The organism is Chryseobacterium sp. CBSDS_008, assembly GCF_049959325.1.
Classification (GTDB): Bacteria; Bacteroidota; Bacteroidia; order Flavobacteriales; family Weeksellaceae; genus Chryseobacterium.
The window spans coordinates 4,919,133-4,942,187 of record NZ_CP188202.1 but is presented as its reverse complement, the minus strand read 5'-3'; the positions used below and the strand labels follow the sequence as shown (position 1 = coordinate 4,942,187).

Annotated in this window: 16 protein-coding genes; 4 read left to right on the top strand and 12 right to left on the bottom strand. The window is 36.1% G+C overall.

The window, feature by feature from the left end:
- Positions 1-74: 74 nt before the first annotated feature.
- Positions 75-1,142, top strand: a complete 1,068-nt coding sequence (locus ACP3T3_RS22290) for a 3-oxoacyl-ACP synthase III family protein (protein ID WP_426477883.1) — start codon at positions 75-77, stop codon at positions 1,140-1,142.
- Between the two features lie 63 nt (positions 1,143-1,205).
- On the opposite strand, the gene ACP3T3_RS22285 is transcribed toward ACP3T3_RS22290, so the two are convergent.
- Together ACP3T3_RS22285 and ACP3T3_RS22280 are read right to left on the bottom strand one after the other, a co-directional pair.
- The gene (locus tag ACP3T3_RS22285) at positions 1,206-2,048 is read right to left on the bottom strand and encodes an IS3 family transposase (RefSeq protein ID WP_426476643.1); all 843 of its coding nucleotides are present in this window, start codon (positions 2,046-2,048) and stop codon (positions 1,206-1,208) included.
- 23 nt (positions 2,049-2,071) lie between these two features.
- Positions 2,072-2,506, bottom strand: coding sequence for a transposase (locus ACP3T3_RS22280; RefSeq protein ID WP_426476642.1), 435 nt, complete (start codon positions 2,504-2,506; stop codon positions 2,072-2,074).
- 97 nt (positions 2,507-2,603) lie between these two features.
- Here ACP3T3_RS22280 and ACP3T3_RS22275 point away from each other — a divergent pair, with 97 nt between their 5' ends.
- Complete coding sequence (locus ACP3T3_RS22275) at positions 2,604-3,809, top strand: metallophosphoesterase (RefSeq protein ID WP_426477882.1); 1,206 nt, start codon at positions 2,604-2,606, stop codon at positions 3,807-3,809.
- A gap of 262 nt (positions 3,810-4,071) precedes the next feature.
- On the opposite strand, the gene ACP3T3_RS22270 is transcribed toward ACP3T3_RS22275, so the two are convergent.
- The 3 genes from ACP3T3_RS22270 to ACP3T3_RS22260 form a co-directional block, all read right to left on the bottom strand.
- On the bottom strand, positions 4,072-4,824 hold the full coding sequence (locus ACP3T3_RS22270) for a polysaccharide deacetylase (protein WP_426477881.1): 753 nt from the start codon (positions 4,822-4,824) through the stop codon (positions 4,072-4,074).
- An 84-nt stretch (positions 4,825-4,908) separates the two neighbouring features.
- Entirely contained in the window at positions 4,909-5,874 is a 966-nt protein-coding gene (locus ACP3T3_RS22265) for an NAD-dependent epimerase/dehydratase family protein (protein WP_426477880.1), read from the bottom strand.
- A 102-nt stretch (positions 5,875-5,976) separates the two neighbouring features.
- The gene (locus ACP3T3_RS22260; protein WP_426477879.1) at positions 5,977-8,889 is read right to left on the bottom strand and encodes a TonB-dependent receptor plug domain-containing protein; all 2,913 of its coding nucleotides are present in this window, start codon (positions 8,887-8,889) and stop codon (positions 5,977-5,979) included.
- A 232-nt stretch (positions 8,890-9,121) separates the two neighbouring features.
- On the opposite strand from ACP3T3_RS22260, the gene ggt reads away from it, so the two are divergent.
- Positions 9,122-10,810 carry a gamma-glutamyltransferase gene (gene ggt / locus ACP3T3_RS22255; protein WP_426477878.1) on the top strand — a complete coding sequence of 563 codons (1,689 nt, stop codon included), beginning with the start codon at positions 9,122-9,124 and terminating at the stop codon, positions 10,808-10,810.
- 165 nt (positions 10,811-10,975) lie between these two features.
- The gene (locus tag ACP3T3_RS22250; protein ID WP_426477877.1) at positions 10,976-12,256 is read left to right on the top strand and encodes a dicarboxylate/amino acid:cation symporter; all 1,281 of its coding nucleotides are present in this window, start codon (positions 10,976-10,978) and stop codon (positions 12,254-12,256) included.
- Between the two features lie 183 nt (positions 12,257-12,439).
- On the opposite strand, the gene ACP3T3_RS22245 is transcribed toward ACP3T3_RS22250, so the two are convergent.
- From ACP3T3_RS22245 to gyrB, 7 genes are all read right to left on the bottom strand, one after another.
- Complete coding sequence (locus ACP3T3_RS22245) at positions 12,440-13,291, bottom strand: diacylglycerol/lipid kinase family protein (protein WP_426480005.1); 852 nt, start codon at positions 13,289-13,291, stop codon at positions 12,440-12,442.
- A 43-nt stretch (positions 13,292-13,334) separates the two neighbouring features.
- Positions 13,335-14,159 (bottom strand): RsiV family protein, encoded by an 825-nt coding sequence (locus tag ACP3T3_RS22240; protein WP_426477876.1) that lies wholly within the window; start codon positions 14,157-14,159, stop codon positions 13,335-13,337.
- 90 nt (positions 14,160-14,249) lie between these two features.
- A complete protein-coding gene (locus ACP3T3_RS22235) occupies positions 14,250-16,184 on the bottom strand; it encodes a transglutaminase domain-containing protein (RefSeq protein ID WP_426477875.1) in 1,935 nt (644 codons plus the stop codon).
- A 2-nt stretch (positions 16,185-16,186) separates the two neighbouring features.
- Positions 16,187-18,079 carry a DUF3857 domain-containing protein gene (locus ACP3T3_RS22230; RefSeq protein WP_426477874.1) on the bottom strand — a complete coding sequence of 631 codons (1,893 nt, stop codon included), beginning with the start codon at positions 18,077-18,079 and terminating at the stop codon, positions 16,187-16,189.
- Between the two features lie 30 nt (positions 18,080-18,109).
- Complete coding sequence (locus tag ACP3T3_RS22225; protein WP_426477873.1) at positions 18,110-20,032, bottom strand: transglutaminase domain-containing protein; 1,923 nt, start codon at positions 20,030-20,032, stop codon at positions 18,110-18,112.
- Between the two features lie 507 nt (positions 20,033-20,539).
- Positions 20,540-20,962 carry a DUF5684 domain-containing protein gene (locus tag ACP3T3_RS22220; protein WP_426477872.1) on the bottom strand — a complete coding sequence of 141 codons (423 nt, stop codon included), beginning with the start codon at positions 20,960-20,962 and terminating at the stop codon, positions 20,540-20,542.
- Positions 20,963-21,044: 82 nt separating this feature from the next.
- Complete coding sequence (gyrB, locus tag ACP3T3_RS22215) at positions 21,045-22,979, bottom strand: DNA topoisomerase (ATP-hydrolyzing) subunit B (protein WP_426477871.1); 1,935 nt, start codon at positions 22,977-22,979, stop codon at positions 21,045-21,047.
- Positions 22,980-23,055: the final 76 nt, after the last annotated feature.

Genomic DNA, 23,055 nt, shown 5'->3' with positions numbered 1-23,055 from the left:
TTAATAATATTTTTAATTCTTCGTTATTAATATTAATTATTAACTTTGCATCTTTAAAAAAATCATATAAACGAATGCCGAATACGATCATTATTGGCTCTGGATCTTATATCCCGAACAGAGTTATTGGTAGAGATTACTTCATGAATTCTGAATTTTATAGTGAAGATGGGGTAAAGATTGAAAAGCCTGTGGAAGAGACCATTGCGAAATTTGTAGAGATTACAGAAATCGAAAACAGGAGATTCATTGAGGATAATCTTTCCAATTCACAAATCGGTTATGAAGCTGCAAAAATTGCTCTTGAAGACGCAAAAGTAGACGGCGAACAATTGGATTATATTATCTATGCAAGCAATTTCGGGGAAGTTACCGAAAATGGATATGCTGATTTCATGCCTACTATGGCAGCAAGAGTAAAAAATAAACTGGGGATTACAAACAGAAAATGCGTAACGTATGATATGCTTTTCGGATGTCCGGGATGGGTTGAAGCAATGATTTTAGCGGATAACCTTATTAAAGCGAAAGTTGCTAAAACAATTCTCGTGATCGGAGGTGAAACATTAAGCAGAGTAACAGATCCGCATGACAGAAACAGAATGATTTTCGCTGACGGTGCCGGAGCGGTAGTAGTACAGGCAACAGATGACGAGAGTGTAGGAATTATTGCACATAATACAATCTGTGACAACGGACCGGAATTAAACTATCTTGAAAACCAGCCCTCCATCAATAAAGAAGTAGATCAGAAACGCCTTTATGTAAGAATGCTGGGAAGAAAAATCTACGAATACGCTCTTAAAAACGTACCGGTTGCCATCAAAGACACCATTACAGATGCAGGTCTTTCTATTGAAGATATAGACAAAATCTTAATCCACCAGGCTAATGCTAAAATGGATTACGCCATGATTGAGAGACTTCACAGGCTTTATGACGTAAAAGAATATGATCATTCTATTTCTCCTATGACGATTCAGGATCTTGGGAACACTTCTGTAGCGACCATTCCTACCATGTATGATTTAATAATTAAAGGAAAAATGGAGGGTCAATCGTTTAAAGAAAAAGGCAACATTGTGATGACTTCGGTAGGTGCCGGAATGAACATCAATGCTGTCGTTTACAGATTTCCTTAAAAATATTTAATAACATGACTAGTCCTGAAATAATGATACAAATTAAAGGATAAAAATAAATAATTAAACCAGAGTAAATTTACTTTTGCTTTGGTTTTTTGTTTTATAAGTTTTCATTTTTAATTTGGACTGTTCATGCATTTGATTTGGTGTTAAATAATGATTTGAAAAATGTGGTCTGAACTCATTATAGATGCTAATGGATTGCTCCACAATTTTTCTTCTCATTGAAGTCTCAATATCATATTTATCAATATCGAATTCCTGTTTTAAAATACCATTTACTCTCTCTGCAATAGCATTTTCATAAGGATCAGAGTTCTGTGTCATACTGCATTTTATCTTATGCTTTATCAATATTTTCTGATACTCATTTGAGCAATATTGCAATCCCCTGTCAGAGTGATGAATCAATGATTCTTTATCAGTTTTATTGTTCTTTAATGCCTTTTTCAATGCCATCAGGCTACTTTCCGTATTGAGATTATCTGCAACATAGTGACCTACAATTTTCTTAGAATAAGCATCAGTTATCAGACTTAAGTAACTCGGTTTTTTCCTGTTTCCAATATAGGTAATATCTGCTACCCACACCTGGTTGGGTTTGTTGATACAGTACTCCAAAATCAGATTTTTATGTTTTCTGAATCTATGATGAGAATTGGTTGTGATATGATAGCTTCTCTTTGATGTGATCAATAAATGATTAGCTCTCAAAATATCAAAGAACTTATCCCTTCCTATTTTCAGAGATCTTAAAGGTTCCCTCAAAATAAAATATAGCTTTCGACCTCCTAATTTTGGCATTTTTATGCGGATATCTTCTACGAGGGTTATTACTTTTAATGCTTTGCTTTGTGAGCGTTTATATCCTCGGATACTTCTGTAATAGACTTGTCTATCCAACCCGAACAATTCGCAGGTAAAAACTATGGTTTCTTTTTCTTCACTGCGGAAGTTGGTGATTGTTCGGGTGATGAGTTTTTTCTGATATCAATATCATATTCTTTCTCAGCAAGATTTATCATCATATCAAAAAATATAGCTTTTTTATCAGCAATGTAAGCCTGTTTCTCTAAAAATGCTTTCTGTTTTTCAAGCACTTTAACTTCTGCCTCTAATTCCATGATACGCTGTTCAGGAGTCTTTTTCATGGTAAATGGTGTTTGGTATTCCCAATCAAAGGTACCATATTTTCTCAACCAACTAACAATTGTTGAGCGTGCTTGTATACCATATTTTTTCCGACTGTCTGTAATTCCTGATTTTCCCGTTTCTATTTCTCTTACAATTTGAAGTTTCAAATTCAAACTGTAATCTTTCTGGGTACGCTTGACATAGCGCGTTTCTAAGTTTTCTTCCATAACGATTGTTTTTTTGTGTATCGCTATTTCAGGACGGGACAACAAAAAAAATATAAAGCACAGGGAAGTTTATTCTTTGTGCTTTTTTTGATCAGACATGCAAAAGAATTTTTTAATCATCGCAGGAATTTTCCTGTTTCTGGAAGTTTATATTTATCAGGCTGTAAGAACTCTTACCGATAATTCCTGGATCAGAATCGGGTATTGGGCACTATCATTAGCTGTATACGCAATTTTCGCTTATGAAGTCACCCACTACCAGAGATCAGACCGAAGTATGGTAAGGGCCCAGATTATGATTTCTTTGTTTTTAATTTTTATCCTTCCTAAAATTTTCGTGGTCCTGTTTTTATTAATTGATGATATCATAAGAACCGGGGGCTACCTGATTGGCTTTGCAAAACCATCAGAAAATTTCTTCCCGGAAAGAAGGAAGTTTCTGAGCCTGGTAGGACTGGGAATGAGCGGCGTTCTTTCTGCTCTTTTCATCGACGGAATTACTTTTGGAAAGTACAGACATAAAGTAAGAAGGGTAAGAGTAAATTTTGCCAATCTTCCAAACAGCTTTAAAGGCTACAAAATCATCCAGATTTCTGATGTTCACAGTGGAAGCTTCTCTGATCCGGATAAGCTGCAGCACGCCATTGAACTGATCAATGAACAGAAGCCTGATTTGGTATTATTTACCGGAGATATGGTGAATAATGTTGCAGATGAGTTCAAACCTTTCATCCCTTTATTTTCAAAAATTCAGGCTAAAGACGGCAAATTCGCCGTATTAGGAAACCACGATTACGGAGATTATGTAACATGGGCATCACCTGCTGCAAAAAAAGAAAACCTTGAAACATTGATCAGTTATGAAAAGCAGGCCGGTTTCGACATGTTGAGAAATGAGCATCGGGTAATTGAAAAAAACGGCGAGAAACTTTACATTTTAGGGGTTGAAAACTGGGGATTAAAACCATTCCCACAGTTTGGTAAAATAGATGATGCTTTAAAAGACGTACCGGAATCTGCCACCAAAATTTTAATGAGCCACGACCCTACCCATTTTGATTACGTAGTGAAAAAACATCCCTCAAACATCCATCTTACCCTTTCGGGACACACGCATGGTATGCAGTTTGGCTTGGATCTTAAAAATGTAAAATGGTCACCGGTACAATACAAATACCCAAAATGGGCCGATTTATACGAAAGTGAAGGAAAACTGCTGTATGTCAACAGAGGATTTGGAGTGCTTGGATACCCGGGAAGAGTGGGTGTACTGCCTGAGATTACACTTTTTGAGTTGAATTAGGGTGCGGGATACGAGTGGCAAGTTGTTTGGTTGCGAGTTAATTTTGTTTTGAGTTTCGAGTTGCTGGTTACTGATTGCAGGTTATTTTGTTGCTGGTTCTTTGGTTGCGAGTTACGTTTTTTTTGTTCCTGCTTACCCACAACCTTAAACCCTCAAACATTCCCACTCTCAAACTCTCAAACGTTCCCACTCTCAAACTCAAACTCCTAATCCCTTTAACCTGAAACCTATTACCTAATATCTGCCACCCAACACCTGCAACCTAAAAAATATAATCTTTCATACGGGAAGTCGCCATTTCCCTGTCATTGAGAAAAGTAAGGAGGGCATCTAATTTGTCCTCCATTTTTTTGCCCGAAAATAAGCTTCGGTAAAATGGGATATCAAAACGGTATTTCTTAAAGTCTGTAAACTGCCAGGTGTTCAGATAGATCAGCACAAACTCTTCATTCTGTAAGGTTTCCAGCACCATATTCTGGTAATACTTCATCGGAAGGATCTGAAACACAAAATCATTATAAGGAAGCTGACTGTACGGAGAGATACTTTCCGGGACAATACTCAATCCATCCTCTTCTGTAATTTCCGTATCTCTTCTGAGTCTTTTGAAAGGAAAAAGAATATCCGCATTGTCAATATTGGAGACATAATTAAATTCCATCAGTTTCAAAATTTCCTGTGAAACCTTTACCTCTTTTTGGCGGATTCCCCTGATCTGTTTTTCCAAAAGATCCTGAATATTTTTTTTGGCATTTTCAATTTCTTCAGGATTTGAGTCTTCATTATAAAAAGCAATTTCATGCCCTTTGGATGAAATTGCTTTTATTAAATTTTGAAGTTTTCCGACAAGAGAAATCTCTACAAAAAAACTTGATTTGATATCATGAATATCTAAAATTCTAAGAATTGCTCTGGTATTATTTTCTGTGATTTTCAATCGCTCATCATCAGTAAGTTGGGGGCCGCTTTTTACTTCAGCTTCAATTTCCGTGATGTTAAAAGTTAATAATACCATTTAAATTAAATTTTATATAAATTCTATAAAATATTAAAAATCAGACGTTAAAATAATTATCAATTAAAGTATTACTTTACATTGTTAATCCTTACTTAGTTTTACCTTTAAATTCTTGATCATATCCTTCGTCATTTCAGAAATTCCGAAATCATACGTCAGACCCCAGTCTTTTTTCGCTACTGAATCATCAATAGAAGCCGGCCACGAATCTGCAATTGCCTGTCTGAAATCCGGGTTATAATCAATCGTAAAATCCGGAATTTCTTTTTTGATTTCTGCTGCCAGTTCTTTTGGAGTAAATGACATTCCCCCTAAATTATAAGAAGAGCGAACGGATAAACTTTCTTTCGGAGCGTCCATTAATTTCAAGGTTGCATTGATGGCATCATCCATATACAACATTGGCATTCCTGTATCTTCGGAAATAAAACTTGTATATTTTCCATCTTCAATGGCCTTATAAAAAATCTCAACAGCATAGTCGGTAGTTCCACCTCCTGCCGGAGTTTTCCATGAGATCAATCCGGGATACCTGATACTTCTTACATCCACACCATATTTATCGAAATAGTATTCACACCACTTCTCCCCTGCCATTTTGGAGATCCCATAAACCGTTGTCGGATTCAACACTACGTCCTGTCCCACCTCATGCTTTGGAATTCCTTTTCCAAAGACAGCAATAGAACTTGGCCAGAAGATCTTTTTAAGCAGCCCTTCTTTTGCCATTTCACAAAAATGAAGCAGCGGCTCAAGATTCAGTTTCCACGCAAAAACAGGCTGCTTTTCCGAGGTTCCGGATAAAAGTGATGCCAGATGATACACTGTAGTAATATCGTAATCTTTGATCACCTGTCTTACCAGTTGTGTGTTGGTAACATCCATTCTTTCATAGTGTCCGGCAGAAGTAATTCCTTCCTGCCATCTGTCTAATCCCGAAGCAACAACATTATCAGCTCCGTGAATTTCAACAAGTCTGTTCGTCAATTCGGTACCAATTTGTCCCAAGGCACCTGTAATCAGTATTCTTTCCGTATAGGATTCCATTTTTCAGATTTTTTTAGAATTGTACAAAAGTAAAAAAAACATGCCAACCATAATAAAAAAGGTATACTTTCGTACACCTTTTTATATTCCTTAAACTTGTAATTAAAAAGTAAGATTTACTCTGGCAAAAAGAAACCTTCCGTTCATTCCGAACTGAGAAACATTTCTCGAGTACACAAACTGATTCTGATTAGAAAGATCAATAGTAGAGGTATTAACATACACAAGGTTACCAGAAGCATCCAGAGAAGGAGTTTTCACCGTTGCCGGACCGTAGTTTTTATCAGGATAAATGTCAAACAAATTATTCGCCCCGATTGTCAGTTTAAAGTTTTTATTAAAATTATACCCAACAGACAGGTCGGTAATTATTTTTCCTCCCCAAACCGGATGTTCAGTAGCGACAGCCTGGCCGTTAATGATTTCCCCACTTACAATTCCATCTCCATTAGCATCCATTGTATTAGGATCCGTAACTTTTCCGAAATAAACATTTCTTAACAGCACACTGAATTTATTAATTTCCAGAGCGTTATTCAGGGAAGCTTTGAACCTTGGGATAGCTTCTTCAAGATAAACACGGCTTGATTCTGAATAATACCTGTTGATCTGGCCGGCATTGATTAAAACATCAGAACCATGGATATTACCTATCCTGTTTGTTTTTGACACCGTAACTGCAAAATCAGAATTCAGAGCTACACCCTGGGAAAACTTTGCCTTGTGCGAAATGACCCCTTCGATACCTTTCGTCTGTGTATCAATAGCATTAGCAAAGAAAGTGGCGGCATTTGCATTGGCCTTATCAAAGGCGGTCTGTAATTTACCAAGATCACTTTCCGCCGGATAAGTTCCTGACGGTCTTGAAAACTGATCTGTTAATACAACTCTGTTTTTAATTTTAATATAATAACCATCTACCGTAAACGTCAGATTCATCTGAGGAACTTTAGCTGTAAAGCCAGCAGAATAACTGACGGACTCTTCCTGCTTCAATTGTGGAATTCCCAGAATACCCGCTGCATCAGAATCATTAGAAAATGTACCTACTTCATATGCCGTTCCGCCCACAAATTGTGTAGCCGTAGCATTAAAGTAGATCTGCTGCAACGAAGGAGCTCTGAAGCCCGTGGAATGAGCTGCTCTTATATTTATATTATTCGTAAGTTTATATCTTGTAGCGACTTTATAATTGAAAGTAGAACCAAAGTCTGAATAATTTTCATATCTCAACGCCGCACTCACCAGCCATTTATCCGTAACATCCAGTTCCGTGTCCACATAAGCAGCTACGGAATGCCTTCCTTTATTTAAAGCATTTTCCGGACGAAAACCAGGGAATACCTGAGCTCCTCCGGGCCTGACACTAGTAATCGACCCTGGATTATTTGGACCAATTGGAAGATTAGGATCTGGAGGAGTATAAACTCCAAAAAAATCTGTAGGTTTCAAGCGAGGGTCTATTCCTGGAGTCTGTATATTTCCGTTAATATCATAAAGAGCCCATGAAGCTTCCTCTCCATTTTCTATCTTATACTTTTCGAATCTCATCTCTCCCCCAAAAGCAACATTGAAACCTTTTAACCAGTCTAACTTTGTATCAAAATCTGCATTGATCGTATTTTGAGAGAATCCCAAACCTCCTGCATTAAACTCTCTTTTACCAGGATACAGCATGGATGCATTGGCTGTATTTTTTATGGTATAGTCAAAAGTATTGCTTCCGAAAGTATTGCTGATATCATAATTAATATTTCCTAATTTCCCTTTAAATCCAGCAGCAAAAGAGAGATCAATAACATCAGAGGCAATTTCCGGAAGGAAACCATTAGGATATATTGATGTGGAAGTCCTGTTTTGATTGGGTCTTCGGTAAAAACCTGCTGCATTCCCTGCTCTATAGGAGATTCCTCCAAAAGCATATCCACGGATTGTTGAAGACAGATCAAATTCAGAATTCATAAAAAACTGACCGGATCCTAGCCGGGATTGCCCGACCCTCATATTAAAATCATCTCTTGTTAACCCCCTGTAGACCAGTTCATTTTCAGTAACATCACCTTTCAGCAGATTCTGCAATCCAGCAATTGTATTTGCCGACTGAATATTAGCCTGCTGTGCTGCTGTAAAATAACTTACACTTGGAGCATACTGATGTATATAATCTATGATTTGCTGAGTATTGGAAGTGTTATTGACATTCCCAAAAAGAGCGGAAATATTAACTCCCTTTTCCAATGCTCTTTGCTCAATAGCATTATATGCATTAAAAATATCACCTGCCGCCGACCTGGCTCTTCTCGTATCATTCCTGTTCAGCAAGCTTGCTGTAAAATTGACGAACCCATTATTACCAATTTTAGTTCCGTAATTAAGATCAAGCTGATACTTCTCTCCATCCCATCCTCCGGTATGATCATTAGCTCCTTTTGAATTAAATCCACCTCCCATAATTGCAGCGGTAAATGCATTCGTATTTTTTTTCATGATCACATTAATAACTCCGGCAATTGCATCAGAGCCGTATTGCGCTGAAGCCCCATCCCTCAATACTTCCAGCCTTTCAATAGCAAAAGCAGGAATAGCATTCAGATCGGTCCCTACAGACCCTCTACCCGGAGAACCGTTAATGTTAACCAGTGATGAAGTATGCCTTCTTTTTCCATTAAGTAAAACAAGTACCTGATCCGGCCCCAACCCTCTTAATTGGGCAGGATCAACGTGATCTGTACCATCTGCCACAGTTGTTGAATTGGAGGTAAAAGATGGTGCTGCATAGTTTAAAATCTGATTAAGGTCAGTTTGAGGGCTTAACACAGATTGTGATCCGATATTGATAACATCCACAGGAACAGGAGTATCAGTTGCAACACGACTTTTATTTCTGGATCCTACAGTAATTTTAACTTCATCTACTGCTTTTACTTTTATAGAATCTGTTGTTTGCGCATATACATTAGCTGATACAAGGAATAAGGTTCCTAAAAAGATAATTTTCTGGTAATTTTTTTTCATGCATTTTTTTTCAAATGTAGAAATAAAATTCAAAAAACTACAATAAAAATCACAAAAAGTCTAAATAGACTAAATATTATTCAATAAATACAAATAATCAATCAAATAACATTAAATAAATTTAAAATATATTAATAATTAATTAAAACAAAGTATAATTTTCACATCTATAATAAAAACAAACATTTACATAAAAAAATTCAATAATTTTGTTTCAAGAAAAAACAATTATATGAAGAAGATTTTAATTGCTTCGATGCTGTTGGCGGCTCAACTCAGCTGGGCTCAATTTACAGATATCAATATTATCAAGGAAGTACAGGTAAAAAATAAAGGGGTTGTAGTCTCTGCACATCCGCTAGCCAGTGAAGCAGGAGCCAGAATCTTAAAAATGGGCGGAAATGCCTATGACGCTGTTACAGCGACACAATATGCTCTTGCTGTCGTGTATCCCCAGGCAGGAAATATCGGAGGAGGAGGATTTTTAGTAGGTGTAAAAAATAATGGCGAAAAATTCACATTAGATTACAGGGAAACTGCTCCGAAAAAAGCTTTCAGAGATATGTACATTGATAAAAAGGGAAAAGCAGATACGGATCTTTCCCAAAACGGAAGACTGGCTGTAGGTATTCCCGGAAGTGTGGCAGGATTTTTTGCTACTCTGAAATACTGTAAACTTCCTATGGAAAAGATTATTCAGCCCGCCATTGATCTTGCTGAAAAAGGATTTGCCATCACGGATAAAGAGGCAGAAATGCTGAATAACCAAAGAGAAAAATTCCAGAAACATAATAAATCTTCCATCATTTTTGTAAAAGATGCTCCATGGAAAGCCGGCGATCTGTTGATCCAAAAAGACCTGGCAGAAACTTTGAAATTGATCCAGAAGTCAGGAGCAAAAGGCTTTTATGAAGGAAAAACAGCCGAACTTCTGGTGGCCGAAATGAAAAGAGGCAACGGACTTATCACGCTGGAAGATCTTAAAAACTATAAAGTTGCCGAAAGAAAAGCCCTTGAATTTGATTATAAGGGGAACAATGTTGTGACAATGCCTTTACCTTCAAGCGGCGGAGTTCTTCTTGCCCAGATGCTCAGAATGGCCAGTTTTGAAAATCTTGAAAAATACCAGCAAAACTCTGCAAAAGCTGTCCAGATCATGACAGAAGCAGAACGAAGAGCTTATGCAGACAGAGCAGAATATATGGGTGATCCGGATTTTATCCAGGACAAAACCTCTTACCTGATCTCTGATGACTATCTGAAAGGCAGATGGAAAAGCTTCAGTTTTGATAAGGCTACTCCAAGTGCAGAAGTGGGTAAGATCATAGAGCAGCCTAAAGAATCTATGCAGACTACTCATATTTCCGTATTGGATAAGGATGGAAATGCGGCCTCTGTAACTACCACGCTTAACGGATATTATGGAAGCAAAGTTTTAGTTTCGGGAGCCGGATTCTTTTTAAATAACGAAATGGATGATTTCTCTATCAAACCAGGGGTACCGAATATGTTCGGGGCAGTAGGCGGAGAAGCGAATTCCATTCAGCCTAATAAAAGAATGCTTTCTTCTATGACTCCAACCATCCTGTTGAAGAACGGAAAACCTTATATGGTTGTGGGAACTCCCGGAGGAACTACGATTCCAACTTCAGTGTATCAATCTATTGTAAATGTGGTAGATTTCAAGTTGAATGCGAATATGTCAGTCAATGCGCCAAAGTTCCACCACCAGTGGTTACCGGAAACCATTACTGTTGAAAATAGTTTCCCGGAAAGTACTATTTCTGAACTGAAAAGTAAAAACTACGTCATTGAAAAGACAAAATACATCGGCAAAACAGAAATGATTGTTCTTGATGAAAACGGAAACATTCATGCTGTGGCAGATGGACGTGGAGATGATTCTGTAGCAGTGGAATAATTCTCATACAACAAAATACGGTTTGGGTTTCATTCTTGGAATGAAGCCCAAATTTCTTCAACCATATTATAAAACAAGCGCTACAGCTACTTTTCAATGACTTTTGTCATGTCTTCAGATAAATTTTCTTAATTTTCGGTCTTAAAAAAACAAAACGACTGTTCTTTGAAAGCAAAAAAAATCTACAATCAGCTTTATTTTCAGGTGATTATCGCCATCATTGCCGGTATTCTTCTTGGAAATTTTTATCCTGAATTAGGCGAAAAGATGAAACCTTTGGGAGACGGATTCATCAAATTGGTAAAAATGATTATCGCTCCTGTCATCTTTATTACGCTTACTTTGGGAATCGCCCATATGACCGATTTGAAAAAAGTAGGCAGAATTGCGGTTAAAGCAATGATTTATTTTTTCACCTTTTCAACCCTTGCTCTTATCATCGGATTAGTGGTAGGAAATATTTTACAGCCAGGTCATGGTTTAAATATAGATCCTTCTACGCTTTCAGGGGATGTTTCACAATATCAGGCCAAAGCCCATGAATCAACACTTACGGGCTTCATTATGAATATTATTCCGGAGACATTGTTCAGTCCATTGGTGGGTGAAAATATCCTTCAGGTTCTTCTGGTGGCTATTTTAATGGGAGTTGCTTTGGTTCTGACGAAAGAAAAAAGCAGGAAAGTAACTGATTTCCTGCAGGATTTATCAACTCCGGTATTTAAAATTGTACATATGCTTATGAAACTTGCCCCTATCGGAGCTTTCGGAGCTATGGCTTTTACGATCGGAAAATACGGACTTCATTCTGTGCTGAATCTGATATTCCTTGTTGGTACATTCTATATCACTTCTATCCTCTTTGTTGTTCTGGTATTAGGAGCGGTAGCATGGTATAACGGATTTAATATTTTCAAACTCCTTTTCTATCTTAAAGAAGAGCTACTTCTCGTTTTGGGTACGAGCTCTTCAGAATCTGCCCTTCCTGGAATTATGGAAAAGCTTGAAAAAGCAGGCTGCTCAAGAGCCATTGTAGGTTTGGTAGTTCCTACGGGATATTCTTTCAATCTCGACGGAACGAATATTTATATGACGCTTGCCTCTCTCTTCATTGCGCAGGCATTAAACATCCATCTCCCTATTGAGAAGCAACTGATGCTTCTTCTGGTAGCTATGTTAAGCTCAAAAGGTGCGGCAGGTGTTACCGGGGCGGGATTTGTTACTCTTGCAGCAACATTGGCCGTAGTTCCTGAAATTCCGATTGCGGGAATGACCTTAATTCTGGGAATTGATAAGTTCATGAGCGAATGCAGAGCCCTGACGAATGTAATCGGAAATTCTGTAGCAACCGTTGTAGTAGCCAACTGGGAAAAACAGCTTGATAAAAAACAGCTTCAATACTGTCTGGATCATCCGGCTAATGTAGAGAAGAAACTGGAAGTGTAAATAGGTGGCAGGTTTTAGGTTGCAGGGATTAGGGAGTTTGAGTTTGAGAGTGGGAACGTTTGAGGGTTTAAGGTTGTGGGTAAGCAGGAACAAAAAAACGTAATTCGCAACCAAACAACCAGCAACAAAATAACACGCAATCAGCCAGCAACTCGAAACTCGAAACAAAATTAACTCTTACCTTTAAACCAAAATATTCAAACTCGCGGGCTGTACTTTAATATGGATTGGTGATTTGATCTTATTGAATTCTCCATCCAGATGCCAGTTTTTGGTATTCACTTTAAATGATATTTCAGAGACCGGAAGATAGGTTACATATTCATCATCTTTGAGTCTTTTGGTAAACATCCTGAAGGCAAACAGCGCAGAATAGGTCAAAGGAAATTTTTTTACCAGAACCATATCCACCAGCCCATCGCTTTTACTGGCTTTTGGTGCAATATAAGCATTGTTACCAAATTGGCGGGTATTGGCGATGTTCATCATCAGATACCTTCCGTTATACTGCTGGTACTCTTCATCAAAAAACTTCACCTTAATCGGTTTGTAATTGAAAAAAGTTTTCAGGGAAACTTTAATATAGTTTTTGAATCCACGGCTTGTTTTTTCAAACTCTTTAACGACTTTACCGTCAAATCCCGTTCCTGAAACATTGATGGAAAGCCTGTCGTTTACGGTGAAAGTGTCTATCTTTCTGGAGTTTTTTGCTTTTATTTTTTCTAAAAGTTCATCAAGATTTTTACTGAATTGTGTTTCATTGGAAAATCCGTTTCCAGAACCGGCTGGGAAAATAGCCAGGATTTTATCTGTATTAATCAGATTTTTGGCGACTGTAGAGATTGTACCGTCCCCTCCTATGGCCACAAAAATATCCACTTCTTCAAAATAAGACTGAATAAATTCATCTGTCCCAAGAATAGATTCTGATACATAATACAATGGGTTGTTAACCTTTGTTTTAAGTTCATTCAGAAACGGCTGATAGTTTTTTTTGGCCGAAAAAGGGTTGATAATAAAAGCTACTTTGTCCATTACCGCAAAATTAAAAAATGCTCCCATAACTGGAAGCATTAATTTACTTAATTTTCATTCTTTCTTTAAATTCTGTATTCAATGTGCCTTTCAGGTCTTCCCATGATACGGGAATGGTAATATCTCCGGCTGCAAAAGCGGCAATTTCATAGGGACTGTAGTGAAAATACAGGTTTTTATCATCAAAATAAAAGTTATCGGAAGCCGGAATTTTATCAACCAAAAGCATTTCCGAGTTTTTCACTTCCCCGTCTCCATCCATCGTTCCGCTGTTAATTTTATCAATATTTTTCATCAGAATGGCTTCAATCTTACTTTTAGGCATTGATGTAATATCTTTCAATTCTAATTTTTTGCTGTTTTTAAGATCAAAAACCCTTTCAGAAAATCCGTAATTGTCATGTGCTCCGCCTTCGTACCCGCTTCCTACATATTGAATATGCATATAACCATTTGTATTGGATATTAAATTCATATGTGAACTTGAATACCAGTCCTGGGCATAGGTAACGTCTGAAAGCCAGTCTTTATTATCATTTTTTATGGAACTGAAATAATTATTCTTTTCTTTATCAAGGTAAGCCTGAAGTCCGGCCTTGGAAAAGTCTTTGATTTTTTCATTCTGGAAATAGATGCTGTCCAGGAGCTTTTTATCTTTTAAAGTAGGGAAAACCAACAATTTTGAAGTATAGCTCACTTTTAAAGAGTCTGTAATTTTTGTAGAATCACTGACTTTCACAGAGTCTACAACCAATTGCTCTGATGTTTTATTTTCCGTTTTTTCTGCTTGTGCTGCCGTTTCTTTTTTTTTGCAGGCAGTAACCGCTAAGAAAGAAGATAGTGCTATAACAGCAATCGTATTTTTCATAATCCTATTTTCAGGTATCAAATACAAAAACCATTCAAAAGATGAATGGTTTTTGAAAAAAAATTATTTTTTTGCTTATTTTGTTTTATATTACTTCTTAATAAGGCTGATCACCTGATTTTCAAATTTCGAAGCAACTCCCCAGATTTGTTTGAATGCCGGGTAATATTCTTTCGGATAGTCTGAACTGCTGATTTTTGTAGTTGTTGTAACCTCAAGCTTATTTCCTTTTTGTTCTACAGAATAGGTATACGCTATTTCTTTATCTTCTGTAACGATTCTTTTTTCTTTAGGCATTTCCTCAATGACGTATCCTTCAGGGATTTCAAGAATGATCTTTTTCACTTTCGTGGTAGGTGATCCAAAATCGATAGGATATTTTCTGACTTCAGTCTGATCAAACTCATTGGAATTTTTACTTAAAAACAACATCGGATTAATGATCATTTTCTTTCCTACCCTGTCGATCAGGTTCATAGAAGAAAACTTCATGCTGCTTTCAAATTCCCCGTTTTCCAATACTTTTGAATCAATATCGGTGAAATCCATTGAGAAATTTTCTTTGTACTGCTTTTTATATTTCTCAGCATTATCATCATAGTTATCTTTTGCATACATAGCATATGCACCGGTATCCTTATCTGAATAGGTCCCGGAAATGCTTCCGTCATCATTGATCCTGGCATTCACGGTAAGATAAGTATTGCTTGATTTTAAATTGCTCATTTGAATCTGCAGTGCTTTATCTTTAGTCACCAGAACTCCATATTGGTTCCAGTTTTTAAGAGGAATTTCATCCAGTGAAGACTGCTTAGAGGTAGCATCATAAATATGTAACTGATTATCCAGATTGATAGCAGCCAGCACAAAATTCATATTGGAGACATTCGGTGATACCAGATTGATGAGGCCGTTTTCTACTGTGGAAATAACCAGCGGATCTGCTTTAAGGCCAGCTTCCCGAAGCATCATGACAAGGAAAAGATTAATTTCTGCTGCATTTCCGGTTTTAGTTTCTAACAATTTTTTGATCCCGTCTTCAGTATAAATTCCTTTGTCTTTATTCCAGATCAAGGTTTTCTGAACATAGGAAAAAATGGCATTGGCCTTTTCAAGATCAGTTTTCATGCCTGAGATTCCTGCCGGCATATTTTCTTTAGCCAGTTTTGTCCTTTTCAGTTCACCGCCAAAATCCTCATTTTCATAAAGCCTTTTGGCAATCTGATCCCAGGAAGATGAATACAGTTTAAGCTGACCAAAATTAGTAGAGTTTAGCTCTGCACTGATTTTTGTTCTGAAATTCCTGTCATTTCTAACAAATTTTTCAGTTTTAAATCCTTTTACATTTTCATAAGCAAATCTAAAGGTTTTGTATTGGGAACCATAAATATTTCGCTCATCCATTTCCCTGTATTTAGGAGACATCCCACCGGTATAATTGACGTTATACGACATATTGATCGGAGCATCAAAAACATACTCTGTATTTAATGAAGGAGTATCAGATTCTATTAATACCTCCGGGATAATAAAGAGAAACGGAGATATGACTTCGTATTGATATTCCAAGACTGATCCGTTTTTCACACCGGGAAAAGCAAATTTCGTCAGGGTAACATATTTATTCTCTTTACTTTTATATTGAGAGCTTTTTTCCACTTTTACAGGAACGACATTTCCGTTTTCAAGATTGTAAGTAAACGCTTTGAATTTGCTTAAAGATTCACGGTTGGTTCCAATATTATAAATAGGAATTTCAAGGTTCAACCAATCTTCCGCTTTATCTTTATTGTACACTTTGACTCTGTAAAAATATTTTTTGTGCATATTTCCTGTACTTCCATCCACCATAAAGTAGACAGATTTATACAAAATTTCGGCAGGAGCATTTTCATCAAGTAATGATTTTGTCTTAGACAAATCTGCTTCATTAAATTTAGGAGGATTCAGAAATTCATATTTCTTCTGAGCATTCATCATGATTGCATTGGCAGAACAAAGTACCAATACTATTATTTTTTTCATGGTTATATTTTAGTTATTAAGATTTTTGAATTATCCATGTTCAGAATTTTTTTTCTGAAACTTATGTATTCATTGTATTTTTCTTTTGGATACAATCCTTTATTGACCTGCATTTTTCTGATCACTTTTACCTGTCCATCACTTTTAACGAAGCTTAGCTTGTAAGACCCGAATTCTGACGTGATGCTTGAGTTATCGGGGGTTTCATCAACCTTATAGCCTACAGGAGGGATAAAAGCAATTTCATATTCATCTTCAAAAGACATATTCACCTCGAAAGGAAGCTCGCGGTTCTCCTCTGTTTTATAGACCACATCAGAAAAAATAGGAACCGATCTGAACAGCAGGCTGTTTCCTGCTTTTTTAGAGAAATTATTCGTTTTAAAATCCAGGTCATAGGTAATAACAGCATTGTCTCTGTCATTATTAAAGTTTTTCATTTCAACTTTTTCAAAGTTTAAAATATCAAATGTTCCTTTCACTGCTTCATTTTTCTCTTTAGGATTAAGATTGGCAAATCTTAAATTATAATCATACTGATTTCCTGTGTAGGTAAAATTTCCTGTTCCTGTAATGCTGTTATCTTCATTAAGATTAATTCTCAGAACTTGCTTTTCTTTATTCTGTTCTGCTTTATAAGCTGGTGTATTGATCAGTTCAATTCCTTTTTGGGTGACAGCAAGCACATTTCTATCGGTGGTAGTGTACCCTAAGTGGTTAAATGCAATTTGCTGAGAAGTATTTTCAAGCCAGATATTTCCTTTTTCCGTAGGAACCATAAGAATAACGTGATTTCCACCCATAGAAGGGAATTCAGGATCAAAGGAAACCTGTGAGCGGCCAGAATTGATGATACAATACGTGGAAGGAATCCCGGCCTCAGTCAAAAGAATTCTCATATAATTGGTAAGCCCTTTGCAGTCTCCATATCCTTTTTTCTGAACTTCATCCGGCTGCATAGGCTGCCAGCCGCCTATTCCCAATGATACGGCTATATAACGGCTTTTGTTCTGCATATACTGATAGATTTTCTTTACTTTATCTTCTACAGATCCCTGTAGTTGTAAAGAAGCCACTTCCGCTTTAATAGCAGGTGTAGATCCTGAAACGGGTATCAGAAGATCATTATAAATCCATGTTCCGAAATCTTTCCAGTTATTTAGCGTTCCCTGCTTCCCTGCCAGACTGAATTTTGCCAGAGCAAAGTTGACTGAAGGTAAGATTTTAACAGGCTGTGGTATCATAAAAGCATCATCAATAGCAGGTACATTTTTATACGAATAGGTTTTATCATTTGCACTACCGCTTTCAATGACAGATGCATAATTATATTTTGAGGGATAAATCTTGGTTCTGAGCTCAATTCCTGAGTTATTAATCACCTTAAACTGTGCTTCTTCCAACGATGTTTTTACAGAGGTAAAAGGCACAAAATCCGGTATAAAAACTGTATTTTCATCATTTGTCTCATAAGAGAAATCTATCGTATAAGGATACTGAGCAGGTGTATATGAATATACAAGCATTCTGTTATCCGAATAAAAAACTCCCTGAGAGTTATTGGCTATATCCTGAAAATCAGACTTTGAAACACTCTTGATCTTTTTTCCGGCTTCATCGTAAACCGTAACTTTTATGTTTGAAATACGCCTTGCTTTATCATAGGGAATATAAATAACTGCCTGTTCGTTACCGTCTTTATTTAAAACGGTAGTAACCGTATTATACTGGTACTTTATTTCATCAACTTTGTTGATCTGGGCTGTGGTAAAATCCTTTCGAACAACCACATTAGCATTTTTCTTTAAATTTTCAGGAATTGCAGAAGCAGGATAGCTCTGTGCAAAATATAATGAGGCAGTAGATAAGGCCCCTAAAATTAAAAATTTCATCATTACTGTTAATTTTAAATAATAAATTTTGTTTTATTTTTTTATTAAACTAATCACCTGATTTTCCGTTTCAGAGATCGTTTTCCAAATTTGTTTAAAAAACGGGTAATATTCTTTAGGATAATTTTGGCTAGCAACACCTATTTTTGAAGTAATTATTATTTTATTACCAAGCGTTTCAACCTTGTATAAAAAAGATATCTCCTGGTCATCTGTAGCAATCTTTTTATCTTTTGGAAGACTCAAAACTTTATAATTTTCAGGAATTTCTAATTCTATTCTTTTTTCTTTATTAAAAGCTGAAATAAAATCAATTTGATGTTTTCTTTCATGGGACTGATCAAACAATTCCTTTTCAGCATTTAAAAACATGATTGGATTGATAACTATTTTCTCTCCTATTACATCCATCAGATTAGTATCGGAAAATGTCATCTGAGTCTCAAAATCACCATTGGCCAAGAGCTTTGGTTCCACATTTTTCCCATCTATATTATATTGCAGAGGGAACGCTTGTTTATATTTATCCTTACTTATATCAAATTCATCATAAGAGTTAATTGCATACATCCCGCTATCCTTTTGTGTGAAGGTTCCTCTCACTAAAGAGTTTTCCAGGTCTAAGCTGGCTTTAATAGTCATCTCTTTTTTACTTATATTAGTATTGGAGAATGAAAGAGAGGTTCCTTTTTTCCCTTCCAGCAAAATTCCGAAATCATTCCAATCCCTCTCAGGCAACATATTCACCTTAGAATTAAAAGAAGTTGCATCATAAAAATAAATCTGATTATTAATTTTCACTGATGCTAATACAAAATTCAAGTTATTAACGTTAGGAGAAATAATATTTAATATACCATTGTCAACAGTAGAAATCAGAAGAGGATTAGCGTCAATTCCAGCATCTCTTAAAAGCATAATCAAAAGAAGATTAATGTCTGCGCTATTTCCAGATTTTGTTTTTATAAGCTGTCTTAAATTCTGAGAAGCCATTATTCCTTTTTTGTCATTCCATCTGTAATTTTCTTTGACAAAATTGAAAATTCTATCAGCCCTTCCTAAAGGATCATAATACGTTTTAATATTCTCAGGAAGAACATCTTTCACATTGCCTTTTAAGAAATTCCCAAAGTCGTCAAAGTTATAAAGTTTGTCTGCAAGACTGTTCCAATCTTTGAACTCATTATAAGCAAAATACTTAGTTGCAAATCTTTTAAGTTCAGGTTTTACTTTTCCCCTGAATCTATCTAAATCTTTTACATAATTTTCTTTCTGAATAGATTTCATATTCTCATATCCAAATCTGAAAACGTTATATAAAGCTCCTAAACGATCTTCGGTAGTTGTGACATAATATTTGGGTTTCACAACACTTCCTGTATTATTGAAAAGGTAAGTAATAGGTTCATCAGGATATTCCAGATTATACTCCTGATAAACAACAGGAATATTATACTCCAAAAAATATACTGGATTGGCTATATTATTACTCGTCACTTTATAACTATATTCTATTACAGATCCATCTGAAATATTAGGTAAGGCAAGTTTATAGATATTTATGCCTTTTGTAAAATTCTCTTTTAGCTGCTCTTTTTTATCAATTAAGACTTTTTCAACTTTATTATTGAAAAGGTTATATATTTTAACTTCAAATTTACTCAGAGATTCATCGGTAAGGAGAGGAATACTTATATTAAGCCAATCTTCTGATCGCTTTTTATCATAGATTTTAATTTTCGAATACCATTCTTTTTCTAAAGAATTATCATTCCTGATATTATATCGAACACTATTATAGAGAATTTCAGCTGGTGCATCCTTTTCTATCAGTGAGTTAGTTTTTTTCAGATCCGATTCATCAAAGACAGGTGGAGAGAGGAATTTATGTTGTGCAAAAATTACATTAAACATAAGACCGCTCACTGCTACAGTAAGTTTAGTTTTGGTTTTCATCAAATATTATTGTTTTTTGGAATTCTCAGAAATTGCAGAAGCAGGATAGCTCTGTGCAAAATATAATGAGGCAAAAAAGAAAGCCCCCAGGACTAATATTTTCATCATAGTTATTAAGATTATGCAAAAATAAGAAAATCTTAATAACTGTTAAAATAAATATAAAAGGCTTCAGTATATGAAGCCTTAACCTAATATTTAAAAAAGTACTATATTAAATGTACTTATAAGAAAATCAATACATTATCAACTTTTCATCATCAATTCTGAAAAATAAAAAACAGAATATTTATACTCATTTTATATTGAAAGAAAAGAGAACATGTATTCTATGGTATAATGGATAAATTTCATTTTGTCTGCATTTCAAATTTAAAATAAATTACAATTCGTACTATCCGGATAATGTAGAATTAATAATAGCTAGAAGTAAAATAAATTCTACAATGGAATAATTATTTATAAAAAAAGACCTCATTTCTGAAGTCTTTAAATTTTTTGTCTTTTTTAATCATTCGGAACCAGTTTACTATCATACTGATCACTGCCAAGCCCCAATACAGGAATAAAAATAAATCCTAAAAAGAAGATCAGAATAGTGTAAAGGGGTGTTTCTTTGGAGAATCCTTTGGCAAGTCTATCGTATACTACCCAATATGCGTAGAGATTTACCAACGGAATAAAGAAAAGGATGATCCACCATATTGGCTTCTTCACGATTTCCAGCAATACAATCATATTATAAATTGGAATAAAGGCTGCCCATGCATCCTGTCTTCCTGCTTTCTGGAAGATTTTATACATGCAGTATCCATAAAAAATATAGCATAGTAAGCCGAAGAACATAGTTCCGATCCCTAATCCGGCAGCTACTGCTCCGGATGCGGCATCTGCCCCGTTGTAAGGATCTGTTTGTAAAAGAGTTAACATATTATTTGTTTTTTTGGTTCATCCAAATATAAAAAAAGCTTCTAAATAATCAGAAGCTTTTGTATTATATTTTTAAAAAGGTTTATGCATCAATTTTTGCATATTTTGCATTTTTCTCGATAAACTCTCTTCTTGGCGGAACCTCGTCACCCATTAACATTGAGAAAACACTATCAGCTTCTACAGCATTATCAATGGTTACCTGCTTCAGAATTCTGTGTTCAGGGTTGAGGGTTGTTTCCCAAAGCTGTTCCGGGTTCATTTCCCCAAGACCTTTGTAACGTTGTACTTCTACTCCTTTTCCGTCCGGAGCCATATCTAAAGTAAACTCTTCACGTTCTTTTTCGTTATAAGCATATACTTTTTTGTTTCCTTTCTTTAACAGGTATAAAGGTGGCTGAGCAATATAGATATATCCGTTCTCAATAAGTTCCTTCATATATCTGAAGAAGAACGTAAGGATCAGCGTAGAAATGTGAGATCCGTCAATATCGGCATCGGTCATGATCACGATCTTGTGGTATCTCAGCTTAGCCATGTTCAATGCTTTGCTATCTTCTTCCGTACCTACAGAAACTCCAAGAGCGGTGTAAATATTTCTGATCTCCTCATTGTCATAAACTTTATGAAGCATAGATTTTTCTACGTTCAAAATTTTACCTCTTAAAGGAAGTATAGCCTGGAAGTGTCTGTCTCGTCCCTGCTTGGCTGTTCCACCTGCGGAATCTCCCTCTACAAGGAAAAGTTCAGATTCTGCCGGATCTTTGGATGAACAGTCAGAAAGTTTTCCGGGAAGTCCGGAACCTCCCATCGGAGATTTTCTCTGAACCATTTCACGCGCTTTTTTCGCAGCTTGTCTTGCTTTTGCAGCCAGAACAACTTTTTGAACAATTATTTTAGCTTCGTTAGGATTTTCTTCCAGGAAGTTAGTAAGCATTTCTCCTACAATCTTATCCACAGCACCAGAAACTTCAGAGTTTCCTAATTTTGTTTTGGTCTGTCCTTCAAACTGAGGTTCCATTACTTTTACAGAAATCACAGCTGTTAATCCCTCACGGAAGTCATCTCCGGTAATTTCTACTTTTTCTTTTGCCGGAAGTCCCAATTCGTCTGCATATTTCTTTAAAGTTCTTGTTAAAGCTCTTCTGAAACCGGCAAGGTGAGTACCTCCTTCGTGGGTATTAATATTATTAACATACGAGTGAAGATTTTCGTTGAATGACGTGTTATAACGCATCGCCACCTCAACAGGAATATCATCTCTTTCGCCTTCCATGAAAATTACGTGTTCCATGATAGATTCACGGTTTCCATCGATATAAGCAACAAACTCTTTTAAACCTCCTTGAGAATGGAAAACTTCTGTTCTGAAAGAACCATCTTCCAGTTTTTCTCTTTCATCGGTAAGCGTAATGGTAATTCCTTTATTAAGATAAGAAAGCTCTCTTAAACGCGTTGCTAATGTATCGTAGTTGTAAACTAATTCTGTAAATATACTGTCATCGGGCTGGAAGAACTGCTTAGTTCCTCTTTTTTCACTGTTCCCGATCTCTTCAACACCAGTCTGTGCCTTTCCTCTTGAATAAATCTGCTGGTAAACGTTTCCGTCTCTGTAAACAGTAGTGATCATTTCATTGGAAAGTGCATTCACACACGAAACCCCTACACCGTGAAGACCTCCTGAAACCTTATAAGAATCTTTATCAAACTTACCTCCGGCTCCAATTTTTGTCATTACAACTTCAAGGGCAGATTTCTGTTCTTTTTCGTGGAAATCAACCGGGATACCTCTACCGTTATCACTTACTTCAATTCCGTTTCCTTCCTTGATGCTCACGAAGATCGTATCGCAGTATCCTGCCAATGCCTCGTCAATAGAGTTATCTACTACTTCATAAACCAAATGGTGAAGACCTCTTGTTCCTACATCACCAATGTACATTGAAGGACGCATACGAACGTGCTCCATTCCTTCCAATGCCTGAATACTACTAGCTGTATATTGTTTTTGACTCATATTAAATATTAAAAATCCTGCTACATGCAAAGACTTACAAATATCGTGATTTTTTTCGAGGTATGAAAGTTAAAAA

Coding starts and splice junctions, on each gene's coding strand:
- ACP3T3_RS22280 (WP_426476642.1), bottom strand. CDS start 2,506: ATGGAAGAAAACTTAGAAACGCGCTATGTCAAGCGTACCCAGAAAGAT.
- ACP3T3_RS22245 (WP_426480005.1), bottom strand. CDS start 13,291: ATGGACAAAGTAGCTTTTATTATCAACCCTTTTTCGGCCAAAAAAAAC.
- ACP3T3_RS22275 (WP_426477882.1), top strand. CDS start 2,604: ATGCAAAAGAATTTTTTAATCATCGCAGGAATTTTCCTGTTTCTGGAA.
- gyrB (WP_426477871.1), bottom strand. CDS start 22,979: ATGAGTCAAAAACAATATACAGCTAGTAGTATTCAGGCATTGGAAGGA.
- ACP3T3_RS22240 (WP_426477876.1), bottom strand. CDS start 14,159: ATGAAAAATACGATTGCTGTTATAGCACTATCTTCTTTCTTAGCGGTT.
- ACP3T3_RS22225 (WP_426477873.1), bottom strand. CDS start 20,032: ATGAAAACCAAAACTAAACTTACTGTAGCAGTGAGCGGTCTTATGTTT.
- ACP3T3_RS22235 (WP_426477875.1), bottom strand. CDS start 16,184: ATGAAAAAAATAATAGTATTGGTACTTTGTTCTGCCAATGCAATCATG.
- ACP3T3_RS22265 (WP_426477880.1), bottom strand. CDS start 5,874: ATGGAATCCTATACGGAAAGAATACTGATTACAGGTGCCTTGGGACAA.
- ACP3T3_RS22270 (WP_426477881.1), bottom strand. CDS start 4,824: ATGGTATTATTAACTTTTAACATCACGGAAATTGAAGCTGAAGTAAAA.
- ACP3T3_RS22260 (WP_426477879.1), bottom strand. CDS start 8,889: ATGAAAAAAAATTACCAGAAAATTATCTTTTTAGGAACCTTATTCCTT.
- ACP3T3_RS22220 (WP_426477872.1), bottom strand. CDS start 20,962: ATGTTAACTCTTTTACAAACAGATCCTTACAACGGGGCAGATGCCGCA.
- ACP3T3_RS22230 (WP_426477874.1), bottom strand. CDS start 18,079: ATGATGAAATTTTTAATTTTAGGGGCCTTATCTACTGCCTCATTATAT.
- ACP3T3_RS22290 (WP_426477883.1), top strand. CDS start 75: ATGCCGAATACGATCATTATTGGCTCTGGATCTTATATCCCGAACAGA.
- ggt (WP_426477878.1), top strand. CDS start 9,122: ATGAAGAAGATTTTAATTGCTTCGATGCTGTTGGCGGCTCAACTCAGC.